The 17,238-nt window shown below is 68.8% G+C and carries 18 protein-coding genes; 9 read left to right on the forward strand and 9 right to left on the reverse strand.

The annotated features are described in order from the left end of the window. Window positions 1-6: 6 nt before the first annotated feature. On the reverse strand, window positions 7-915 hold the full coding sequence (locus tag ACFTWF_RS42910; RefSeq protein WP_378467142.1) for an SDR family NAD(P)-dependent oxidoreductase: 909 nt from the start codon (window positions 913-915) through the stop codon (window positions 7-9). A 31-nt stretch (window positions 916-946) separates the two neighbouring features. Here ACFTWF_RS42910 and ACFTWF_RS42915 point away from each other — a divergent pair, with 31 nt between their 5' ends. From ACFTWF_RS42915 to ACFTWF_RS42935, 5 genes are all read left to right on the forward strand, one after another. After that, entirely contained in the window at window positions 947-1,444 is a 498-nt protein-coding gene (locus ACFTWF_RS42915) for a hypothetical protein (RefSeq protein WP_378467143.1), read from the forward strand. Window positions 1,445-1,505: 61 nt separating this feature from the next. After that, window positions 1,506-1,799, forward strand: coding sequence for a putative quinol monooxygenase (locus ACFTWF_RS42920; RefSeq protein ID WP_378467144.1), 294 nt, complete (start codon window positions 1,506-1,508; stop codon window positions 1,797-1,799). 11 nt (window positions 1,800-1,810) lie between these two features. Beyond that, window positions 1,811-2,506 (forward strand): dienelactone hydrolase family protein, encoded by a 696-nt coding sequence (locus ACFTWF_RS42925; RefSeq protein WP_378467145.1) that lies wholly within the window; start codon window positions 1,811-1,813, stop codon window positions 2,504-2,506. Window positions 2,507-2,641: 135 nt separating this feature from the next. After that, entirely contained in the window at window positions 2,642-4,114 is a 1,473-nt protein-coding gene (locus tag ACFTWF_RS42930; RefSeq protein WP_378467146.1) for an Hsp70 family protein, read from the forward strand. A 78-nt stretch (window positions 4,115-4,192) separates the two neighbouring features. Further along, the gene (locus ACFTWF_RS42935) at window positions 4,193-5,410 is read left to right on the forward strand and encodes an Hsp70 family protein (RefSeq protein WP_378467147.1); all 1,218 of its coding nucleotides are present in this window, start codon (window positions 4,193-4,195) and stop codon (window positions 5,408-5,410) included. A gap of 7 nt (window positions 5,411-5,417) precedes the next feature. Here the strand turns inward: ACFTWF_RS42935 and ACFTWF_RS42940 are convergent, their stop codons facing one another. The 4 genes from ACFTWF_RS42940 to lysX are packed head-to-tail and all read right to left on the reverse strand — an operon-like array spanning window position 5,418 to window position 10,877. Beyond that, window positions 5,418-6,017, reverse strand: a complete 600-nt coding sequence (locus tag ACFTWF_RS42940) for a histidine phosphatase family protein (protein WP_378467148.1) — start codon at window positions 6,015-6,017, stop codon at window positions 5,418-5,420. Window positions 6,018-6,022: 5 nt separating this feature from the next. Continuing rightward, window positions 6,023-6,841 (reverse strand): alpha/beta fold hydrolase, encoded by an 819-nt coding sequence (locus ACFTWF_RS42945; protein ID WP_378467158.1) that lies wholly within the window; start codon window positions 6,839-6,841, stop codon window positions 6,023-6,025. Window positions 6,842-6,855: 14 nt separating this feature from the next. Further along, a complete protein-coding gene (locus ACFTWF_RS42950; protein WP_378467149.1) occupies window positions 6,856-7,536 on the reverse strand; it encodes a DUF998 domain-containing protein in 681 nt (226 codons plus the stop codon). Continuing rightward, window positions 7,533-10,877: a bifunctional lysylphosphatidylglycerol synthetase/lysine--tRNA ligase LysX gene (lysX, locus tag ACFTWF_RS42955; RefSeq protein ID WP_378467150.1), complete on the reverse strand. Its 3,345-nt coding sequence runs from the start codon at window positions 10,875-10,877 to the stop codon at window positions 7,533-7,535. The genes ACFTWF_RS42950 and lysX overlap by 4 nt, the downstream gene beginning before the upstream one ends. A 110-nt stretch (window positions 10,878-10,987) precedes the next feature. On the opposite strand from lysX, the gene ACFTWF_RS42960 reads away from it, so the two are divergent. After that, complete coding sequence (locus tag ACFTWF_RS42960) at window positions 10,988-11,215, forward strand: RNA-binding S4 domain-containing protein (RefSeq protein ID WP_185726757.1); 228 nt, start codon at window positions 10,988-10,990, stop codon at window positions 11,213-11,215. Here ACFTWF_RS42960 and ACFTWF_RS42965 read toward each other — a convergent pair. After that, the gene (locus tag ACFTWF_RS42965) at window positions 11,206-12,561 is read right to left on the reverse strand and encodes a dipeptidase (RefSeq protein WP_378467151.1); all 1,356 of its coding nucleotides are present in this window, start codon (window positions 12,559-12,561) and stop codon (window positions 11,206-11,208) included. The two genes, ACFTWF_RS42960 and ACFTWF_RS42965, sit on opposite strands and share 10 nt — an antisense overlap. Window positions 12,562-12,587: 26 nt before the next feature. Further along, window positions 12,588-13,058 (reverse strand): ribonuclease E activity regulator RraA, encoded by a 471-nt coding sequence (gene rraA, locus ACFTWF_RS42970; RefSeq protein ID WP_378467152.1) that lies wholly within the window; start codon window positions 13,056-13,058, stop codon window positions 12,588-12,590. Window positions 13,059-13,099: 41 nt separating this feature from the next. Here rraA and ACFTWF_RS42975 point away from each other — a divergent pair, with 41 nt between their 5' ends. Together ACFTWF_RS42975 and ACFTWF_RS42980 are read left to right on the forward strand one after the other, a co-directional pair. Beyond that, window positions 13,100-13,945: an SDR family oxidoreductase gene (locus ACFTWF_RS42975; RefSeq protein WP_378467153.1), complete on the forward strand. Its 846-nt coding sequence runs from the start codon at window positions 13,100-13,102 to the stop codon at window positions 13,943-13,945. 36 nt (window positions 13,946-13,981) lie between these two features. Further along, window positions 13,982-14,659 carry a TetR/AcrR family transcriptional regulator gene (locus ACFTWF_RS42980; protein WP_378467154.1) on the forward strand — a complete coding sequence of 226 codons (678 nt, stop codon included), beginning with the start codon at window positions 13,982-13,984 and terminating at the stop codon, window positions 14,657-14,659. Window positions 14,660-14,689: 30 nt separating this feature from the next. Here ACFTWF_RS42980 and ACFTWF_RS42985 read toward each other — a convergent pair whose 3' ends face one another. Continuing rightward, window positions 14,690-15,091 (reverse strand): hypothetical protein, encoded by a 402-nt coding sequence (locus ACFTWF_RS42985; protein WP_378467155.1) that lies wholly within the window; start codon window positions 15,089-15,091, stop codon window positions 14,690-14,692. Window positions 15,092-15,207: 116 nt separating this feature from the next. Then, the gene (locus ACFTWF_RS42990; protein WP_378467156.1) at window positions 15,208-16,131 is read right to left on the reverse strand and encodes an oxygenase MpaB family protein; all 924 of its coding nucleotides are present in this window, start codon (window positions 16,129-16,131) and stop codon (window positions 15,208-15,210) included. 114 nt (window positions 16,132-16,245) lie between these two features. Between ACFTWF_RS42990 and ACFTWF_RS42995 the strand changes: the two genes are divergently transcribed. Further along, the gene (locus tag ACFTWF_RS42995) at window positions 16,246-17,151 is read left to right on the forward strand and encodes an IclR family transcriptional regulator (protein ID WP_378467157.1); all 906 of its coding nucleotides are present in this window, start codon (window positions 16,246-16,248) and stop codon (window positions 17,149-17,151) included. Window positions 17,152-17,238 lie beyond the last annotated feature (87 nt).

The following is a 17,238-nucleotide window of genomic DNA, read 5'->3' on the forward strand; positions in this document are numbered from 1 at the left end:
TCCGGATCAGCCGAGATCGAAGCGGGCGCCGAGCCGCATGCTGCCCGGGGCGAGGCGGCTCAGTGCGCGCCCGACCTTCGCCTCGGGCGTGACGGGAACGACGGCCTTGTTGGACTTGACCGCCTTCACGATCTGCGTCGCCACCCGATCCGGGGTGAAACCTCTTCTGCGGTATAGCTTGTCGGCCCGGTTCCGCTTCTTCGCCTGCTCCTCCGGTGTGGTTCCGGCGAAGTCGGTGGCCTGGACGATGTTGGTGTGGACCAGCCCGGGACAGATGGCGCTGACGCCGATGCCGTGATTCACCAATTCCGCGCGGAGACAGTCCGACAGCATGAACACGGCGGCTTTACTTGTCGCATACGCAGTGAGTTGCTTCTGCGGAGTGAACGCGGCCGCGGACGACAGGTTGACGATGTGGCCGCCGATCCCGCGGTCGATCATCTGCTGCGAGAATGCCCGGGAGCCGTAGACGACACCCCAGAAGTTGACGTCCATCACTCGCTCGAAGTCCTTCTGCGGGGTCTTCGTGAACGTGCCCGAGTATCCGATCCCGGCGTTGTTCACCACGACGTCGGGGGTGCCGTGCTCGGACTGCACCTTCTCCGCGAAGCGTTGCACCTCGTCCTCCACCGCGACATCCACCTGGTAGGCGTGGGAGCCGCCGCCGAAGATGGCGACGGCGCCGCCGCCCTTCATCTGCGCGGAGTTGATGAGGTCCGCGGTCTGCTGGGCCGATTCGAGGTCGCGGTCGGCGATCACCACGACGGCGCCTTCCGACGCGAACGCCAGCGCCGTCTCGCGGCCGATCCCGCTGCCCCCGCCGGTGACGACGACGAGGGTGCCGTCGAGATCCCGGAGGCGGTGATGCTTCCGGGTACCGCTGCGCCAACCTCTGACTTCGCCGAGAAGACTCATGTGACCATCTTGTCCGAGTACGGTCGATCGTGTGCTGATCTGGTACGTCAGCTATGGATCGAACATGGCGACGACGCGTCTGACCTGCTATCTCCGCGGCGGTCGCCCCGCCGGGGGCAACCTCGTGCACACCGGCGCCCGCGACGGCAGCGCTCCTCGTGAGTCGATGCCGGTGGAGATCCCGGGCTCGGTGTTCTTCGCGGGAGAGTCGCGGATCTGGGGTGGCGGCCGCGCCTTCTACGATCCGGACGCGCCCGGCACCGTCGCCGCCCGCGCGTTCCTGGTGACGCAGGAACAGTTCGAGGACATCCACGGACAGGAACCCGCCTGCTACGACCGTCTGGTCACGCTCGGGTCCCGCGCCGGCGTCCTCATGTGCACGTTCACCACCCGGGCCCGCGGTGACGTCGTCGCCCGGAACGCGCCCGCACCCGCCTATCTCGCGACCATCGCGGACGGTCTCCGGGAGGCGCACGGCTGGGACGAACCGACGGTCGCCGATTATTTGACGCGGCTTCGGGTTTCCTAGCCGACCCAACTGTGCTTACGTGAGACGGGCCACACGAGGTGGCGTCCACGAAAGGGAGTCGATGTCCGATCTGCATGTCGTAGCGACCATTCCTGCCAAGCCCGGCTCCGAGGACACCGTCCGCGACGGGCTGGCCGCGCTGGGGGCGGAGAGCCGAAACGAAGAGGGCTGCATCTCGTACGAGGTGTTCGAATCCACCGCCGTCGCGGGAACCTTCGTCACCGTGGAGGTGTGGACCGGTCAGGACGCGCTCGACGCGCACATGAAGTCGCCGCACTTCCAGGCCGCGCTCGGCACGTTCGGTGAGCACCTCGCCGGGGCACCGGCGATCCACACGCTGAAGCCGGTTTCCTAGAGTCGGCGTTCGTGACCACACCACTCACGAGCATCACCCCTGAAGGTCCCGTCCGCGGGGGCGTCGTCGTCATCCAGGAGGCGTTCGGCGTCACCGAGCACATCGTCGACGTCTGCCGTCGTTTCGCCGCGGCCGGATATCACGCCGTCGCGCCGCACCTGTTCCACCGCAGCGGAGATCCGGTGCTGGGCTACGACGACCTGCAGGCGGCGATGCCGCTGATGGGTGAGCTCACGGCCGCGAACATCGACGAGGACGTCGACGGGGCCGTCGCGGCTCTGTCGGCGGCCTCGATCGCCCCGCGGAACACCGCGATCGTCGGGTTCTGTATGGGCGGGACGGTCGTGTTCCACACGGCGACGCGACTCGACCTCGGCGCGGCAGTGAGTTTCTACGGCGGCGGCATCGCGAAGGGACGCTTCGGCTACCCGCCGCAACTCGACGTCGCAGGCCGGCTCGCGACGCCGTGGCTCGGCCTGTTCGGTGACCGGGACAAGGGAATTCCGCCGGAGGACGTCGAGGAACTCCGCGCCGCGGTCGCCAGCGCCTCCGTGGACACCGAGATCGTTCGCTATCCCGAGGCCGAGCACGGCTTCCACTGCGACGACCGGCCCGCGGTGTACAACGAGGCGGCCGCACGGGACGGATGGGCGCGAACCCTGCAGTGGTGTGACGCACATTTCGACGGCACTGCGGGAACCGCCTGACGGCGGCCTGATCGGCGCGAACGGCGCGGGCGGGAACCCGATGTGCGTCAGGCGAGAACGAGCGAAAAGCGCCTGACGTGCCGCGCGGTCTGCTTCGTGAGCGCGACCTGTGACCGAACCGTTATAGTCTGCGTCATGACTTCAGTTCTCGGTGTATCGGTAGGCGCCAGCGCGGTGCGCTTCGCGCGCCACGACGCCGTGAGCCTCGACACGCCGATCTTCGAATCGCGGTCGGTGACCGCAACACTCGAACGGCCGGAGGAGCTGGCCGCCGAATCGATCGGGACGGTGCTCGCCGAGCGCGACGAGGTCGACGAGGTGCAGGCCATCGGCGTCGCGTACCAGGACGAGGCGCAGGCCGGTGCCGTGCAGGCCGCGATGGCCCGGCTGCAGATCGGCAACTTCCAGTTGGTCCCCGAGGTCACGGCCGCGCTCCAGATGCTCGAGATGTCCGGCGAACTCGGCGACCACGCGACGCTCGTGTTCTACGACCTCGGCAGTTCGGGTCTCACCGTCACCGTGGTCGACCGGGACACCGGCATGGTGCTGAGCTCGGCACGGTCGGATCAGATCAGCGGAGACCTCGTCGATCGACTGATCTGCGACAACCAACTCGAATTGCAGCGCTTCGCTCACCCCGCCGATGCGGCGGCCGCCCTCGCGCTCGCCGCGCGGTGCCGCGACGCGAAGGAGCAGCTGTCCACTCACGGCGCGGTGTGCATGCCGGGTGAGGGCGGGCTCCTCCTCCTGACCCAGGACGGTTTCGACTCGCTCATCGCCAGTCCCGTCGAAACGTCGGCGCGCCTGACCCGTGAGGTCATTCGCCGCTCCGGCCGCGTCCCCGACGCCGCGGTGCTGATCGGTGGTGGCGCGCATATTCCGCTGGTCACCTCGGTGATGGAATCGTGGCTCGACCTTCCCGTGATCGTGCCCGCGCAACCCGAGCTGGTGGCCGCCGAGGGCGCGGCCCTGCTGGCCCGCCCGATGTCCGAGGAGTTCGTCGGCGCGGCGGCGCCGCTGCTGCCCGACGAAGAGTTCGATGCGCAGCCGTGGCCCCAGCCGGACGCCGAATCCTGGACGGAGTCGCCGGCGGACGAGGCGCCCCCGGCCCGGCGCCGCCGTGGCTTCGTCCTCGCCGGCAGTGCCGTGGCCGTGGTCGCCGCGATCGGGCTCGGTCTCGGAATCGGGGTCGGCACCGACCTCCTGGGTTCGGACGAGGAGGCGCAGCCGGCCGCGACGCAGCAGGCCACGCAGGCGCCGAGCGTGCAGCGCGCAGCGCCCGCCCCGCCGACGACCACCGCGGACGTGCCCCCGTCCGCGGATTCCGTTCCGTCCGCGGTCGCGGAGCAGCCGGTGATCCCGCCGCAGACCGAGGTGCGCAGCACGTATCAGTCACGGACGCAGGCGCAGACGCAGACGCAGACGCAGAGTCCGGCTCAGGCGCCCGTGGTGCCCGGCACGGGCGCTGTTCCGTCCGATACGTCGGCTCCGACGACGACACCGGAACCCGCACCGCTCATTCCGGGTCTGCCGCAGTTTCAGCTGCCGACGATTCCGCCGCCCGCGCCGCTCCCCGTGCCGGAGTTGCCCCGGATACCAGGGCTCTGACCACCGCGCTTATATAACGGCGCCGGAATCAGTGAGGGTCCAACTCGCCGTTCGTGATCAAACCGTTATAGTTAGCCCATGGTTTCAGTCCTCGGTGTATCGGTAGGCGCCAGCGCGGTGCGGGTGGCGTATCCGGACGACCGGGGGCCCGCCGTCCGGACATTTCCCGTCGATCCGGCACGCGAGCGGCCGGAGGATGTGGTCGCCGATTCCGTCGACACGGTGATTGCCGAGAACGCCGCCGACGACGACGTACAGACCATCGGCATCGCGTACCGGGATCCGGCTCAGGCCGCTGCCGTGGAGGCCGCGATCGCCGACTGCCGGCTGGTTCCCGAGGTGACGGCCGCGCTCTGGATGCTCGAGGCCTCCGGGGAACTCGGCGACCACGCGACGCTCCTGCTGTACGACCTGGGCAGTTCCGGCCTCACGGTCACCGTGGTCGACCGGGAAAGCGGAACGGTGTTCGGGTCGTCCCGCACGGACGAGATCGGCGGCGACCTCGTCGATCGGTTGATCCGCGACCATCAACTCGAGGGCAAACGCATCGCGGCGCCTGCCGACGAGGCCGGGGAGTCGGCGCTCGCCGCCCGGTGTCGCCGCGCCAAGGAGGAATTGTCCACCAACACCGCGGTCTGCGTTCCTGGTGACGGTGGTCTGCTCCTGCTGTCGCAGGACGTTCTCGAATCGCTCATCGTGCGTCCCGTCGAGGCGTCCGCGCGCCTGGCCCGGGAGGTGATCGCGTCGTCCGGGTGCAGTCCCGACGCGGTCGTGTTGATCGGGGGCGGCGCACACATCCCGCTGGTCGCCTCGTTGATGGAATCGTGGCTCGCACTACCGGTGATCGTGCCCGCGCAACCCGAACTGGTGGCCGCCGAGGGCGCCGCGCTGCTGGCGCAGGAGCACTCGGGAACGTCCGCGACATCCGCCCGGCCCGTGCGCCGGGGTGGTGTGCTGGCCGGCGGTGCGTTGGCCGTCGTCGCCGTGATCGGTCTCGGCCTCGGGGTCGGCGGCAGTCTTATGCAGGGTTCCGACGGTGACGCACGCCCCGTCGCCACGCAGCCGAGCTACGTCGACGTGTCGCCGTCATCCGCGCTGCCATCGGCGGCGACGCTGCGGCCGTCGGCAGCGGTGTCGGTCCCGGACGCGTCCCAGCAGGAGGTGAGCGCGCCGGAACCCGCTCCCGCACCTGCCCCCGCGCCGCGCCCCCTCATTCCGGGGCTGCCGCAGATCCAGCTGCCGACACTCCCTCCGCCTCCGCCCCTGCCCCCGTTGCCGCGGATTCCCGGTCTCTAGCGACGGCTCATCGGCGCAGCATGTCCCGGACGTGACCGGTCTCGTTGACCGACGCCACCCGCCGTTCACCGCTGCGGGAGACGAGCACACGGGTCACGGACACGTACTCGATCGGGAACACGAGCGGCCGGTCGAGGCCGAGCAGGTCCTGCAGGAATACGTTGATGACACCGCCGTGCGCGAATACCGCGACGGTGTCCTCGTGGCCGGATTCGTCGACGACGCGGCCGAGCGACTCGAACACACGGGCGCGGAAGGCGTCGGCGTCGACGGACTTCGGGAACTCGCCGGCGCGGATGCGGGCGAACGCCTCCGGCGCCCGGGCCTCCGCCTCGTGGAACGGGATGTAGTGGTCGAGGTCGTAGTCGTACTCCGCGAGCCCGACGTACTCGGTGACGGGAAGGTTGAGTGCCTCCGCGACCGGCGCGGCCGTTTCCAGCGCGCGTCGTTGCGGGCTGCTCACGATCCGGGCGATGCGGTACGGGGCCAGCGCCGCGGGCAGGCGCTTGGCCTGGGCGTGACCTTCTTCCGTCAGTGCCGGGTCCGCGCGCCCGTCGGACGCAGTGACGAGTTCGGGCAGCGCGTGGCGGATCAGTAGCAGTTGCACATCGATCAGCTTGCCAGCTCCCGCGCGAGGGTCGCGATCTGGCCGGGCTGATCGATCATCGCGTGGTGATGGGCGGGGGACACCACCCGGAACGCGGCGCCCAGGAACTCCGCGAACTGTCGCTGCGTGCGGATCCATGCCGAGCCCCACGGCGTGGGGCGTCCGGTGTGCGCGGCCGCGACGACGACGGGTGCCGTCAGCGCCGTGGTCTCGCGGAGCGCGGCCAGTTCCTGGGCCAGCGCCGGATACGACGCGTTCTCGACGATCGAGGATTCGAGGTATGCGGGCTCGCGGTAGATCCGTTCGACCCAGCGCCGGATGTCCGGCGCGATCCCGTCCGGGGGCGTCGAGTGGTTCAGGATCCGACGCACCGTGGGTCCGAGCCGTCGTTGCAGGCCCACCCGGCTCGCGAATCGGGCCACCCGGCGACCCGCGCCGACGCGCCACCGCGTCGGGATCACCCGGTGCGGCCGGGTCGTGACGGTGGCGTCGAGGAGGATCACGCCGGCGGTGCGCTCCGGGTACAACCGGGCGAAGGCCTCGGCGTAGATGCCGCCGAGGGAGTGGCCGACCACCACGGCCGGGGTGTTCACGTCCAGGGCGTCGAGAACGGCGGCGATTCTTACGGCCTCGCCCCGGGCGGACGGCCGCTCGCCGGAGGATGGGCTGAGTCCGTACCCGGGTCGGTCGATCCGCACGACGAGGCTGGTCCCGGACAGCAGATCGACCACCTCGTCCCAGTCGAACCAGTTGCCGCCGAGGCCGCCGCAGAGGACGACGGGTGGTCCGTCGCCGTCGACCACTACGTGTACTCCCGCCACCATTTCCCCAGGACGTTTCACGTGGAACCATCACTTTCCGGGGTGACGTGAATCACGGTGAGCGCCACGAAGATCAGCCACCCGGAAAAGGCGGCGAGCTGGACACGCTGCCCGAGTCCGAGCCAGGCGTCCTGCTGGCCGCGCAATCCGGCGGCCGTCAGCGTCCACACCGTGCCGCCGATGAACACGAACGCCACGACCACGCCGGTGAGTTTCAACCAGGTGGGCCAGCCGTAGCGGAACGCGGCCAGCAGGAACGCGAGCGTCGACACCACCGCTCCCGTCGACGCGGACGCGCTGGTGACGGCGTGCAGATCATGGGTGAGCGGCAGGTGCCCGGCGTTCTCGCGGGCGGCGCACACGGCGTCGGTGGTGGCGGCGCAACTCATCGGCAGACGCGAATCCGCGATCGTCGCGAGCGCGAACACGATCAGTGCGATCCACCCGACCGACGTCACCCAGCCGCGCGAGTACCGTGACAGTCCCAGCACCCCGGCGACGGCGACGATGCACCCGGTGACCAGGTCGCTGGAGCGGAACCAGAATCCGTACGGCTGATCCGCGGCCGCGAGTTCGCTCGCGAATCCCCGCAGCGGATCGATGCCGGTGTCGAGGACGAACTCGAGCAGCCACGACGCGTACCCGACCGCACCGAGGATCAGGAGCGCCGCGACGGCGACCCGGCCACGGGCGATCATTGCCTCGGCTTGGCCAGGGGGAAGGCGAGGGTTTCGCGGATGCTTCCGCCGGTGATGAGCATGACGACCCGGTCGACGCCCATGCCGAGCCCACCGGTCGGGGGCATGGCGTGTTCGAGGGCCTGCAGGAAGTCCTCGTCGAGTTCCATCGCCTCTTCGTCACCGCCGGCGGCGAGCATCGACTGCTCGGTGAGCCGGTTTCGCTGATCCACGGGGTCGGTGAGTTCGCTGTACGCGGTGCCGAGTTCGACGCCCCACGCGACGAGGTCCCACTTCGCGGCGACCCCCGGAATGGTGGGGTGGGGACGCGTCAGCGGCGACATCGACGTGGGGAAGTTGGTGTAGAAGGTGGGGAATTCGGTGTAGTCCTCGACGAGGTGCTCGTACATTTCCTGCGCGACGGCGCCGGCGTCCCAGGTGGACTGGTACGGGATCTCGTGTTCGTCGCACAGCCGTTGCAGTTCCGGGAGCGGTGTCTCGGGGGAGACGTCGACCCCCAGTTTCTCGGCGACCGCCTGATGCATCGTCTTGACGGGCCACTCGCCGGAGATGTCGACCTCCACCAGGGTGCCGTCGGGGCCGGGCCGCATGACGATCTCGCGTCCGTACGCGGCGACCGCCGCCGTCTGGATGAGCTCGCGGCACAGCACCATCATCTTCTCGTAGTCGCTGTGCGCCTCGTACGCCTCGAGGATGGTGAACTCCGGGTTGTGCTTGAAATCGACGCCCTCGTTGCGGAAGACGCGGCCGATCTCGAAGACCTTCTCCATGCCGGCGACGCAGAGCCGCTTGAGGTACAGCTCGGGCGCGATCCGCAGGTAGAGGTCCAGGTTGTAGGCGTTGATGTGGGTGAGGAACGGTGCAGCGTTGGCGCCGCCGTGGACCTGCTGCAGGATCGGGGTCTCCACCTCGAGGAAGCCGCGACCGCCGAGCGAATCGCGCAGCGACTTCACGACGGCACTGCGGGCCTCGAGCAGGCGCCGGGCGTCGGAGTTGATCGCGAGGTCGACGTACCGCTGCCGCACCCGGGTCTCCGGGTCGGACAGTCCCTTCCACTTGTCCGGCAGCGGGTGCAGGCACTTGCCCGTCATGCGCCATTCGTTCGCCAGCAGTGACAGTGCGCCCCTGCGGCTGTATCCGATGACGCCGGCGACCTCGACGAGGTCGCCGAGGTCGAACTCGGCTGCGAACGCCCGGATGCGATCGGTCCCCACCCGGGCTTCGTCGACGAGGACCTGGATGTCGCCGGACCAGTCCCGGACCACCGCGAACACGACGCCGCCGTAGTCGCGGATCCGGAGCAGGCGGCCGGCGATGCGTACCGTCGTGCCCTCGGGGGATTCCACGGCCTCGGTCACCGTGTGGGTGGGCGGGAACGCGACCGGGTAGGGGTCGATGCCCTGTTCGGCGAGGCCGGCGAGTTTGTCGAGCCGGACGCGCACCTGCTCGGGACGTTTCGGTCCGGTCGCCGCCGGCGCGAGGCCTTCGCCGGGTGCGCTGCCGTCGGAGTGCAGACCCTCGGCGGCGACGAGTGCGGCGGGGACCGCGGCGTGGGTGCCGGTGTGCGCGATGGCGTCCCGGGTTCCGGAGCGGCCGAACCGGGGCAGGGTCACGAATCCTTCCGCGACGGCGGACGCGAATCCGACGCGCAGCAGTTCCCGGTTGTCCTCGAAGCAGAGGAACCGCGGCACCCACTCGGGCTGGTATTTCACGTTGGACCGGTAGAGCGCCTCGAGCTGCCACCAGCGGGAGAAGAACACGAGGATCGAACGCCAGATCCGCAGGATGGGTCCCGCTCCGATGCGGGAGCCCTCCTCGAAGACGGAGCGGAACACCGCGAAGTTCAGCGACACCTTCGTGATGCCGAATTGGTCGGAGGTGGTGGCCAGTTCGGACACCATCAGCTCCACCACCCCGTTGGGGGACGTCGGCTTGCGGCGCATCAGGTCGAGGGAGACACCCGTCGGTCCCCACGGGACGAGCGACAGGATGCCGTCGATCTCGCCGTCCTCGTCGATGGCCTCGACCAGCAGGCAGTCGCCGTCGAGCCGGTCGCCGAGCCGGCCGAGCGCCATGGAGAATCCACGCTCGGTTTCGGTGTCGCGCCACGCGTCCGCGAGTCGGATGGCCTCGGCCATCTCTTCGGCGGGCACGTCACGGTGCCTGCGGATCCGGACGGTGACGCCCTGGCGGCGGACGCGGGTGACGGCCTGGCGGACCTGCCGCATGTCGCGTCCGCTGAGGTTGAATTCGCGGGTGCGGAGGATGGCCTCGTCGCCGAGTTGGAGCACGGTGAGACCGGCCTTGTTGTAGGCGGTGGCCCCGATTTCGCTGGCCCCCATCACGGCGGTGGCCCAACCGTATTGGGACGACAGGGCCTGCCACGCCTCGATCGCGTGCGGCCAGGCCTCGGGGTCGCCGATCGGATCACCACTGGCGAGGCACACGCCGAGTTCGACGCGGTAGGTGATGGCCGCCTTCCCGCTGGGTGCGAAGACGACGGCCTTGTCGCGGCGGGTGGCGAAGTAGCCGAGGGAGTCGTCGGCGCCGTACTGCAGCAGCAGTCCGCGCAGCGCTGATTCGTCGTTGCCGGTGAGGGCGTTGTGGGAGCGCTGGGCGCGGAACAGGGTGATGACGGCGGCCAGCAGGGCGAGGGCGCCGAACAGGCCGAGGAGGGTGTTGACGAATCCGTGTGGGCGTCCGCTGAACTGTTCGTTGTCGGCCGCGGCGAGGGCGGTCACGCGGTTGAGCGCCCACAGGAAACGTTCGCCCTGCGGCAGGGTGCCGGGGAAGAGTTCGACGAGTCCCCACCCGACCAGGGTGCCGATGGCGAGACCGACGACGAGCACGCCGAGGGCTTTCCAGCCCGCGCCGCGCCGGACCCGGGTGTAGAACTCGGGCCGGGCCGCGATGAGGATGCCGATGAGCACCACCTGGACCACGGCGGCGACCATCGCGTTCACGTTCCGGTCGGTGATGCTCACGATCACGTTGGTGATCAGGATCAGCGTCAGGTAGATCGTCAACAGCCACCAGGCGATGCGTTTGCGGCTCGCCAGCGCCGCGGCGAGCAGCGCGACCACCAGCGCCCACGACAGGCTGGTGTCGGGAGCGTCGAAGTAATACGTGTCGACGTACTCCCGCGGCACGTGCACGTAGTAACGCAGCACCGGCGAGATGCTCCACAGGAACACCAGCACCGAGAACACGCCCAGGGTCAGTCCCGCGATGTGGGGAACCTGGTGGAGGCGCCCGTTCTTCGATCCGAGGGCGGGTCGGGGCCGTGGTCCGGTGGCGACGGCCGCCTCGGACGCCTGGTGTGTCTCGGTGCTAGCTGACATCGAGTGTTTCCTTCCCGGCAAGAGATGCGTACCGATCACGGGAGACAGATGTTCCAGTGTTCAGTGTGAGCCGTCGGGCCGCGATTTGGGGGGAGAGGGAAGATAGAGGCATGTCCGACATTCACGACGCCGTGCCGATCCGCGACGAATCCATTCGTCTCGGCCAATTCCTCAAGCTCGCCAACCTCATCGAGTCGGGGGCCGAGGCGAAGGAAGTGATCGCCGACGGGCTGGTGTCGGTGAACGGTGAGGTCGAGGTGCGGCGGGGACGGCAACTGCGGGACGGGGACGTCGTGGAGATCGGCGGGATGACGGCGAGGGTGAGCGCTCAGGCCTGACGGTCCGCGGCGGCGAACTTCCGCAGGAACAGTGCCTCGGCGACGGCGAGGTTCTCGATTTCGCCGGGATTCACACTCTCGTTGGGGGCGTGGATGAGGCAGCGCGGTTCCTCCACGCCGATCAGCGCGATCTCCGCTCTCGGGACGACGGCCGAGAAGACGTTGCACAGGGGGATGGAACCGCCCTGTCCGGCGGTTCCGAGTTCCCTCCCGAACGCCTCTTCCATCGCCGCGCCGAGGGCGGCGTAACCGGGACCGTCGGTGGTCGCGCGGAACGGGGAGCCCACCGCTTCGCGTTCCACTTTCACCCGTGCGTTCCACGGGGCGGCGTTCTCGAGGTGCGCCGCGAGTGCGTCCTGCGCCTTCCGCGGGTCCGTGCCGGGCGGGACCCGCAGGTTGAGGCGGGCCGATGCGCGCGGCGAGATGGCGGCGGCCGATCCGACGACGGGCGGGCAGTCGATGCCGAGAATGGTCAGCGCCGGCCGCGCCCACACGGCGTCGGCGATCGAGGCAGAGCCTGCGAGGCGGACCCCGTCGAGAACACCGGCGTCCGCCCGGAACTGTGCCTCGGGGTAGTCCACACCCGTCCACGTCTCGTTCGAGTCGAGACCGTCGACGACGGTGTTGCCGTCCCGGTCCCGGAGCGTGGCGAGCATCTGGACGAGGGCGGCGAGAGCGTCGGGGGCTGGTCCGCCGAACATGCCGGAATGCACTTCCCCGGCCAGGGTCTCGACGTGGACCACGACGTTCGCGATGCCGCGGAGGGTGGTGGTGACGGTAGGCAGGCCGACCGCGGCGTTGCCGGTGTCGACGACGAGGATCATGTCGGCGTCGAAGAGTTCGGGCCTGGACTCGACGAGGTTCTCGAGCCCGCCGGTGCCCATCTCCTCGGATCCTTCGGCGACGATCCTGATGCCGACGGGGAAGGGGGTGCCGAGTGCGCGCAATGCCAGCAGATGCATGACGATGTTGCCCTTGCAGTCGGCCGCGCCGCGCCCGTACCAGCGCCCGTCCCGCTCGGTGAGGGTGAAGGGGTCGGTGTGCCACAGCTTCTCGTCGCCGGGCGGTTGAACGTCGTAGTGGCAGTACAGCAGCACGGTCGGCGCGCCGTCCGGCCCGGGCTGATGTCCGACGACGGCGTGCGACCCGTCGGACGTTTCGATCAGCTCGGCCTGTCCGATCCCGGTTCCGAGGAACGCGTCCCGAACCCACTCGGCGGCGCGCACACACTCCTCCGGCGGGAACTGCCGCGGATCGGCCACCGACCGCATCGCCACCAACTCGGCGAGTTCGTCACGCGCCGTGGGCATCAGCCCGGCTACCTTGGAACGGATGTCGTCGGACATGTGCGCCTCCTCGGGGTTTCGCAACGTCAGCGGACGACGACGCCGTCCTGATCGCTGTAGACGGTTTCGCCGGGGTTGAACGTGACGCCGCCGATCTCGATCGGGACGTTCTTCTCACCGGAGCCGGTCTGGGTGCTCTTGCGGGGGTTGGTGCCGAGCGCCTTGACGCCGATGTCGAGGGTCTTCAGGATCGCCGAATCGCGAACTGCGCCGTTGATGATCACTCCGGCCCAGCCGTTGTCGACGCCGCGGCCGGCGATGATGTCGCCGACGAGGGCGGTGTGGATGCTGGCGTCGCCGTCGACGACGAGGACGCCGCCGTTGCCGGGCTCGCCGAGGGTCTGCTTGACCAGCAGGTTGTCCTGGAAGCACTTGATGGTGGTGATGGGGCCGGAGAACACTTCACGGCCGCCGAACTGGATGAACTGCGTGTCGCAGCTCCGGATGTCGGGTCCGATCTCGTCTGCCAGGTCGGCGGTTGCCACGGGTTCAGTCATACGCGCCAGGATAGAGGGCGGTCGCTGGGAGAATGCGGGCCATGACGATTGCAGTGACCGGAGCGACGGGGTCCATCGGCGGCAAGGTGCTCGAGCGGCTCGGCGGCGGCGCAGGTGTGCGGCTGATCGGGCGCGACGCGCAGCGACTCGCGCCGCTCGCCGAGCACTTCGACTCGGCGTTCGCCGTGGCCACCTACGCCGACGGGCCTGCGATGACCGCGGCGCTGGACGGCGTCCGGTTGCTGTTCCTCGTCTCGGGGCACGAGAGCGCCACCCGACGCGACGAGCACCGCACCGTCGTGGACGCGGCCCGCGCCGCCGGGGTGGAGCGGATCGTCTACCTGTCGTTTCTCGGTGCGGCGCCGGAGTGCACGTTCACGTTCGGACGCGACCACTACTTTACGGAGCAGCACATCCGGGAGAGTGGGCTGAAATTCACGTTCCTGCAGGACAGCTGGTATCAGTCGATGATCCCGCTGATGGCCGACGAGCAGGGTGTCATCCGCGGTCCTGCCGGGGACGGCCGGGTGAGTGCGGTGGCGCCCGACGACGTCGCCGATGCCGTGACGGCGGTCCTCACCACGGGCAACGGCGACCACGACGGCGTCACCTACCGGCTGACCGGTCCGGAAGCGTTCACCCTCACCGAGGCCGCCGCGACGATCACCCGGGTGACCGGACGTTCGGTGCGTTTCGTGAACGAGACACTGGACGAGGCGTACGCGTCCCGCGCTCACTTCGGGGCGCCGGATTTCGAGGTCGCAGGGTGGGTGACCTCGTATGCAGCGATCGCGGCCGGTGAGTTGGCGGTCGTGACGGGAGACGTCGAGACGCTCACCGGACGCCCGCCGCAGACCTTCGCCGACTACCTTTGCAGCTACACTTGAGCCGTCCTGGCATAGCGAGCGGTAGATAGGTCTTTGATGGTCAGCTCATCCAAGGGTGCGACGCCCACCGTGGTCGGCAACGCCGCAGACTGGCGTCGCCTCGAACCCACGAAGTTGACGCCGATCCTCAGCGCCTCCCTCGACGCGTTCTACGAACACGGCTTCCACGGCACGTCGGTGCGCGACATCGCCCGACGAGTCGGTGTCACGGTACCCGCTCTCTATTACCACCACGAGAACAAGGAAGCAGTTCTCCTCGCGCTTCTCGAGCTGTCCACCAGCGACGTTCTCGAGCGGGCCCACGCCGCGAGCGCCGACGGCGGCGACGATCCGGTGCAGCGGCTCGCCAATGTCATCGAGGCGATCGTGCTGCGGATGACCATGCGGTCCCGGCTGGCGGCGCTCGAGAGCGAGGTCCGGTACCTGAGCCCGGAGAACCGGCAGCGCTACCGCACGGTCCGCAAGGGTGTGGAGGAACTGGTCCTCGAGATCGTCAAAGAAGGCAAGAAGCGCGAACTGTTCGACGTGTCGGATGCCGCGGAGACGACGCGGGCGCTGCTCGGCATGTGCCAGTCGATTCCGCGCTGGTATCACGCCGAAGGCAAGCTGACCCCGGATGCCGTGGCGCGCAAGTACGTCGAGATCGCGATGAAGACGGTGGGATCCACCGAAGACCCGGTGAAACCGAAGAAGAAGCGCACCGCCGACGTCTGACGGCGATGCGCCTCGGCACGGCCGGAGCCGTCAGCTCCCCAGTCCGAGACCGGATCCGACGGCGTCGAATTCCGTCGTCGTCTCGGTCGGCTCGCCGTTCGGCGGGGCGAACGTGAACACGGCGGTGTAGCGGCCGGCCTCGTGGGTCCGGATCGCGGCCGTCCCGGCGCCCAGGGTGAGCGGGATCGTCCGCGCGGTCACGTCGCCGGAAGGGTCGGTGAGTTCCAGCTCGACCGGGGTGGTGCCGTCCGTGCCCGTCGGTGTGGGGGTGACGATCGCGCCGAGCGTCACCAGATTGTTGGCGAAGACGGTTCCGATGGGTGGGACGACGTTGATCTGGTAGGTGGTGGCGGCGGTTGCCGTGGGGGCCAGAGCGAGTGAGGCCGCTCCTGCCAGTGCGGCAATGGTCAAGGTCCCTCGCGAGAAGTGCACAGAATCCCTTCCTGTCGACGGTCTCTACGCGCGGCCACGTTACGGCAGAACCGGGTGATACCCACCCCCATTCGCCGTGTGTCCGAGAATAGTTCGAACACACGGCTTTCCGGCGATCAGGCGTCCAAAGCGGTTCGGGATGCGGTGTTTTCCGGCGCGACCGTACCGTCGGTGTGCTGCATGGGGCAGGTTCGGGGGAAGGTGCCCAGTTTCTCCACGTCGTACCCGTTCGGGTAGCTGCGAATGTTGGGCAGATCGCGCGCGAACTTGGGCACGGTGCGTACGGGGTAGAACCGGACCAGGCGTGCCCGTGCCTTCAATGCCGCACGGGACAGCGTCCGCACGAGGCGGGAGGGCCTGCGGTAGGCGAACGCGTCGAGAAGCGGGTCGTCCATCAGTGCCCACGAGAACCGTTTGATCAGGGGCGCGGGAGCAAGGTTGTTCGGTGGGAACGTGCAGAGAAGATCGAGTGTGGAGTCGGCGACGGCGCGGCCGCCCTCGTCGAACAGGAAGTGTTCCCGCTCGTAATCGTCCAGGAACGTCTCGAACGCCTCGAACGTCTCGGGTATCTCCTTGATGCCCATGTACTTGCCGAGCGCCCGGTAGTAGTTGGTGGATCCGACGATCTCGTTGCGGGTGAGTTTCCGCCAGCCGAAGTCGTCGATCCAGCGCACCGGGGTCACCACGAACGTCGACAGCACGTAGCGCATGTCGTCGTTGGAGATGTCGTAGGAGCCGTGCATCTGGTTCATCCGGCGGATCCCGGCACGCCCGGAATCGCTGGTCAGGCCGTGTTCGAGGACGGCATCGAGGATGAGCCCGGTGTCGTCGTAGCGTTTCTGCACGCGCTCGGTGAACTCACCCGTCTCGAACAGCAACCGGCCGATGGTGGGCACGGCATACGTCCGGAACAGCGCGAAGCTGAGGGCCTGGTTGATGTCCCAGGGAAATTCCTGCGTGGCGAGAATGCGATAGATCTCTTCGTGCTGCGTCTCGGGATCGAGGCGGTCGGTCCGGTGACGTAGATCGAAGCGTTTCATGGTTTCACTTCCTGCAGCGGCTGTGACGGAGGTCCACGTAATTTAGCGATCGTTCAGACGGCTCGACTGTATCGCCGTTCACAGTGCGACGCCAGAGTGGCATTATGCGAACACATGGCACGAAACTCACCACAGACCGACCGCATCGTGATGCTGACGGAACTCCTCGCCGACGAGCCGGAGACGCCCCGCAGCCTCGCCGACATCGCCCGGCACCTGGGCGTCGCCAAGGCGACCTGCTATCCGATGGTCGTGGCGCTGACCGACGCCGGCTGGCTGATCCGGCATCCCACCCGCAAGACGTACCGTCTTGGCCCGGCGCTCATCCCGATCGGGCGCGCCGCCTCGACGGCCACGGACGTCGTCGACCTCGCGCGGTCCGTGATGCACGAACTGGCCGACGCGTCCGACATGGCGTCCATCGCGTTCGTGCAGTCCGGTGCCGACGTGGTGGTGGCCGAGGTGGTGCAACCCGTCGGCGGACGCCGCGGGACCCTCGGCCTGCGGCTCGGCGACAAGGTGCTGCTCGCGCCGCCCATCGGTTCGGGACTCGCGGCCTGGTACCCGCAGGAACAGCGCGAGGAGTGGTACGCGCGCGGCGCGCAGGATTTGGGGGTCGGGGCGGACGATTTGCGGGCCGCGTACGAACCGGCCCTCGCGCTCGTCCGGGAGCGCGGGTATGCGATGGAATCGATGCAGCAGCAAGCACATTCGCTTGCCAGTGCCGTCTCCGAACTCCGCGGTCGCGGAGTGGGAGGGCACCGCTCGACCGTCGCGCTGCGAGAGGCGCGCAAACTGCTGTCGGCGGATGCGGTGGTGGGTGACATCGACCCGGATGGCATCTATCAGCCGCTGTCGATCAATGCGGCGGCATTCGACCGGGATGGTGAACCCGCGGTCGTGCTGTGTGTCGCCGACGCGTCCCGGCCGATGTCGGGGGTGCGGACGGCGGAGATCGGTGAATTGGTTCGTGACGCCGCAGCCCGGGTGACGGCCGCCATGCACGGCCGCCACCCGTGAGTACTTGTTAACCGCGGGCGGTTAACAAGTACTCACAGGCTATTTGAGTTCGGCGAGGACGGTGCCCTGGGTGATGGCGGCGCCGGG

Origin of the sequence: Rhodococcus sp. NPDC056960 (genome assembly GCF_042674125.1) — a bacterium.
GTDB lineage: Bacteria > Actinomycetota > Actinomycetes > Mycobacteriales > Mycobacteriaceae > Rhodococcus_F.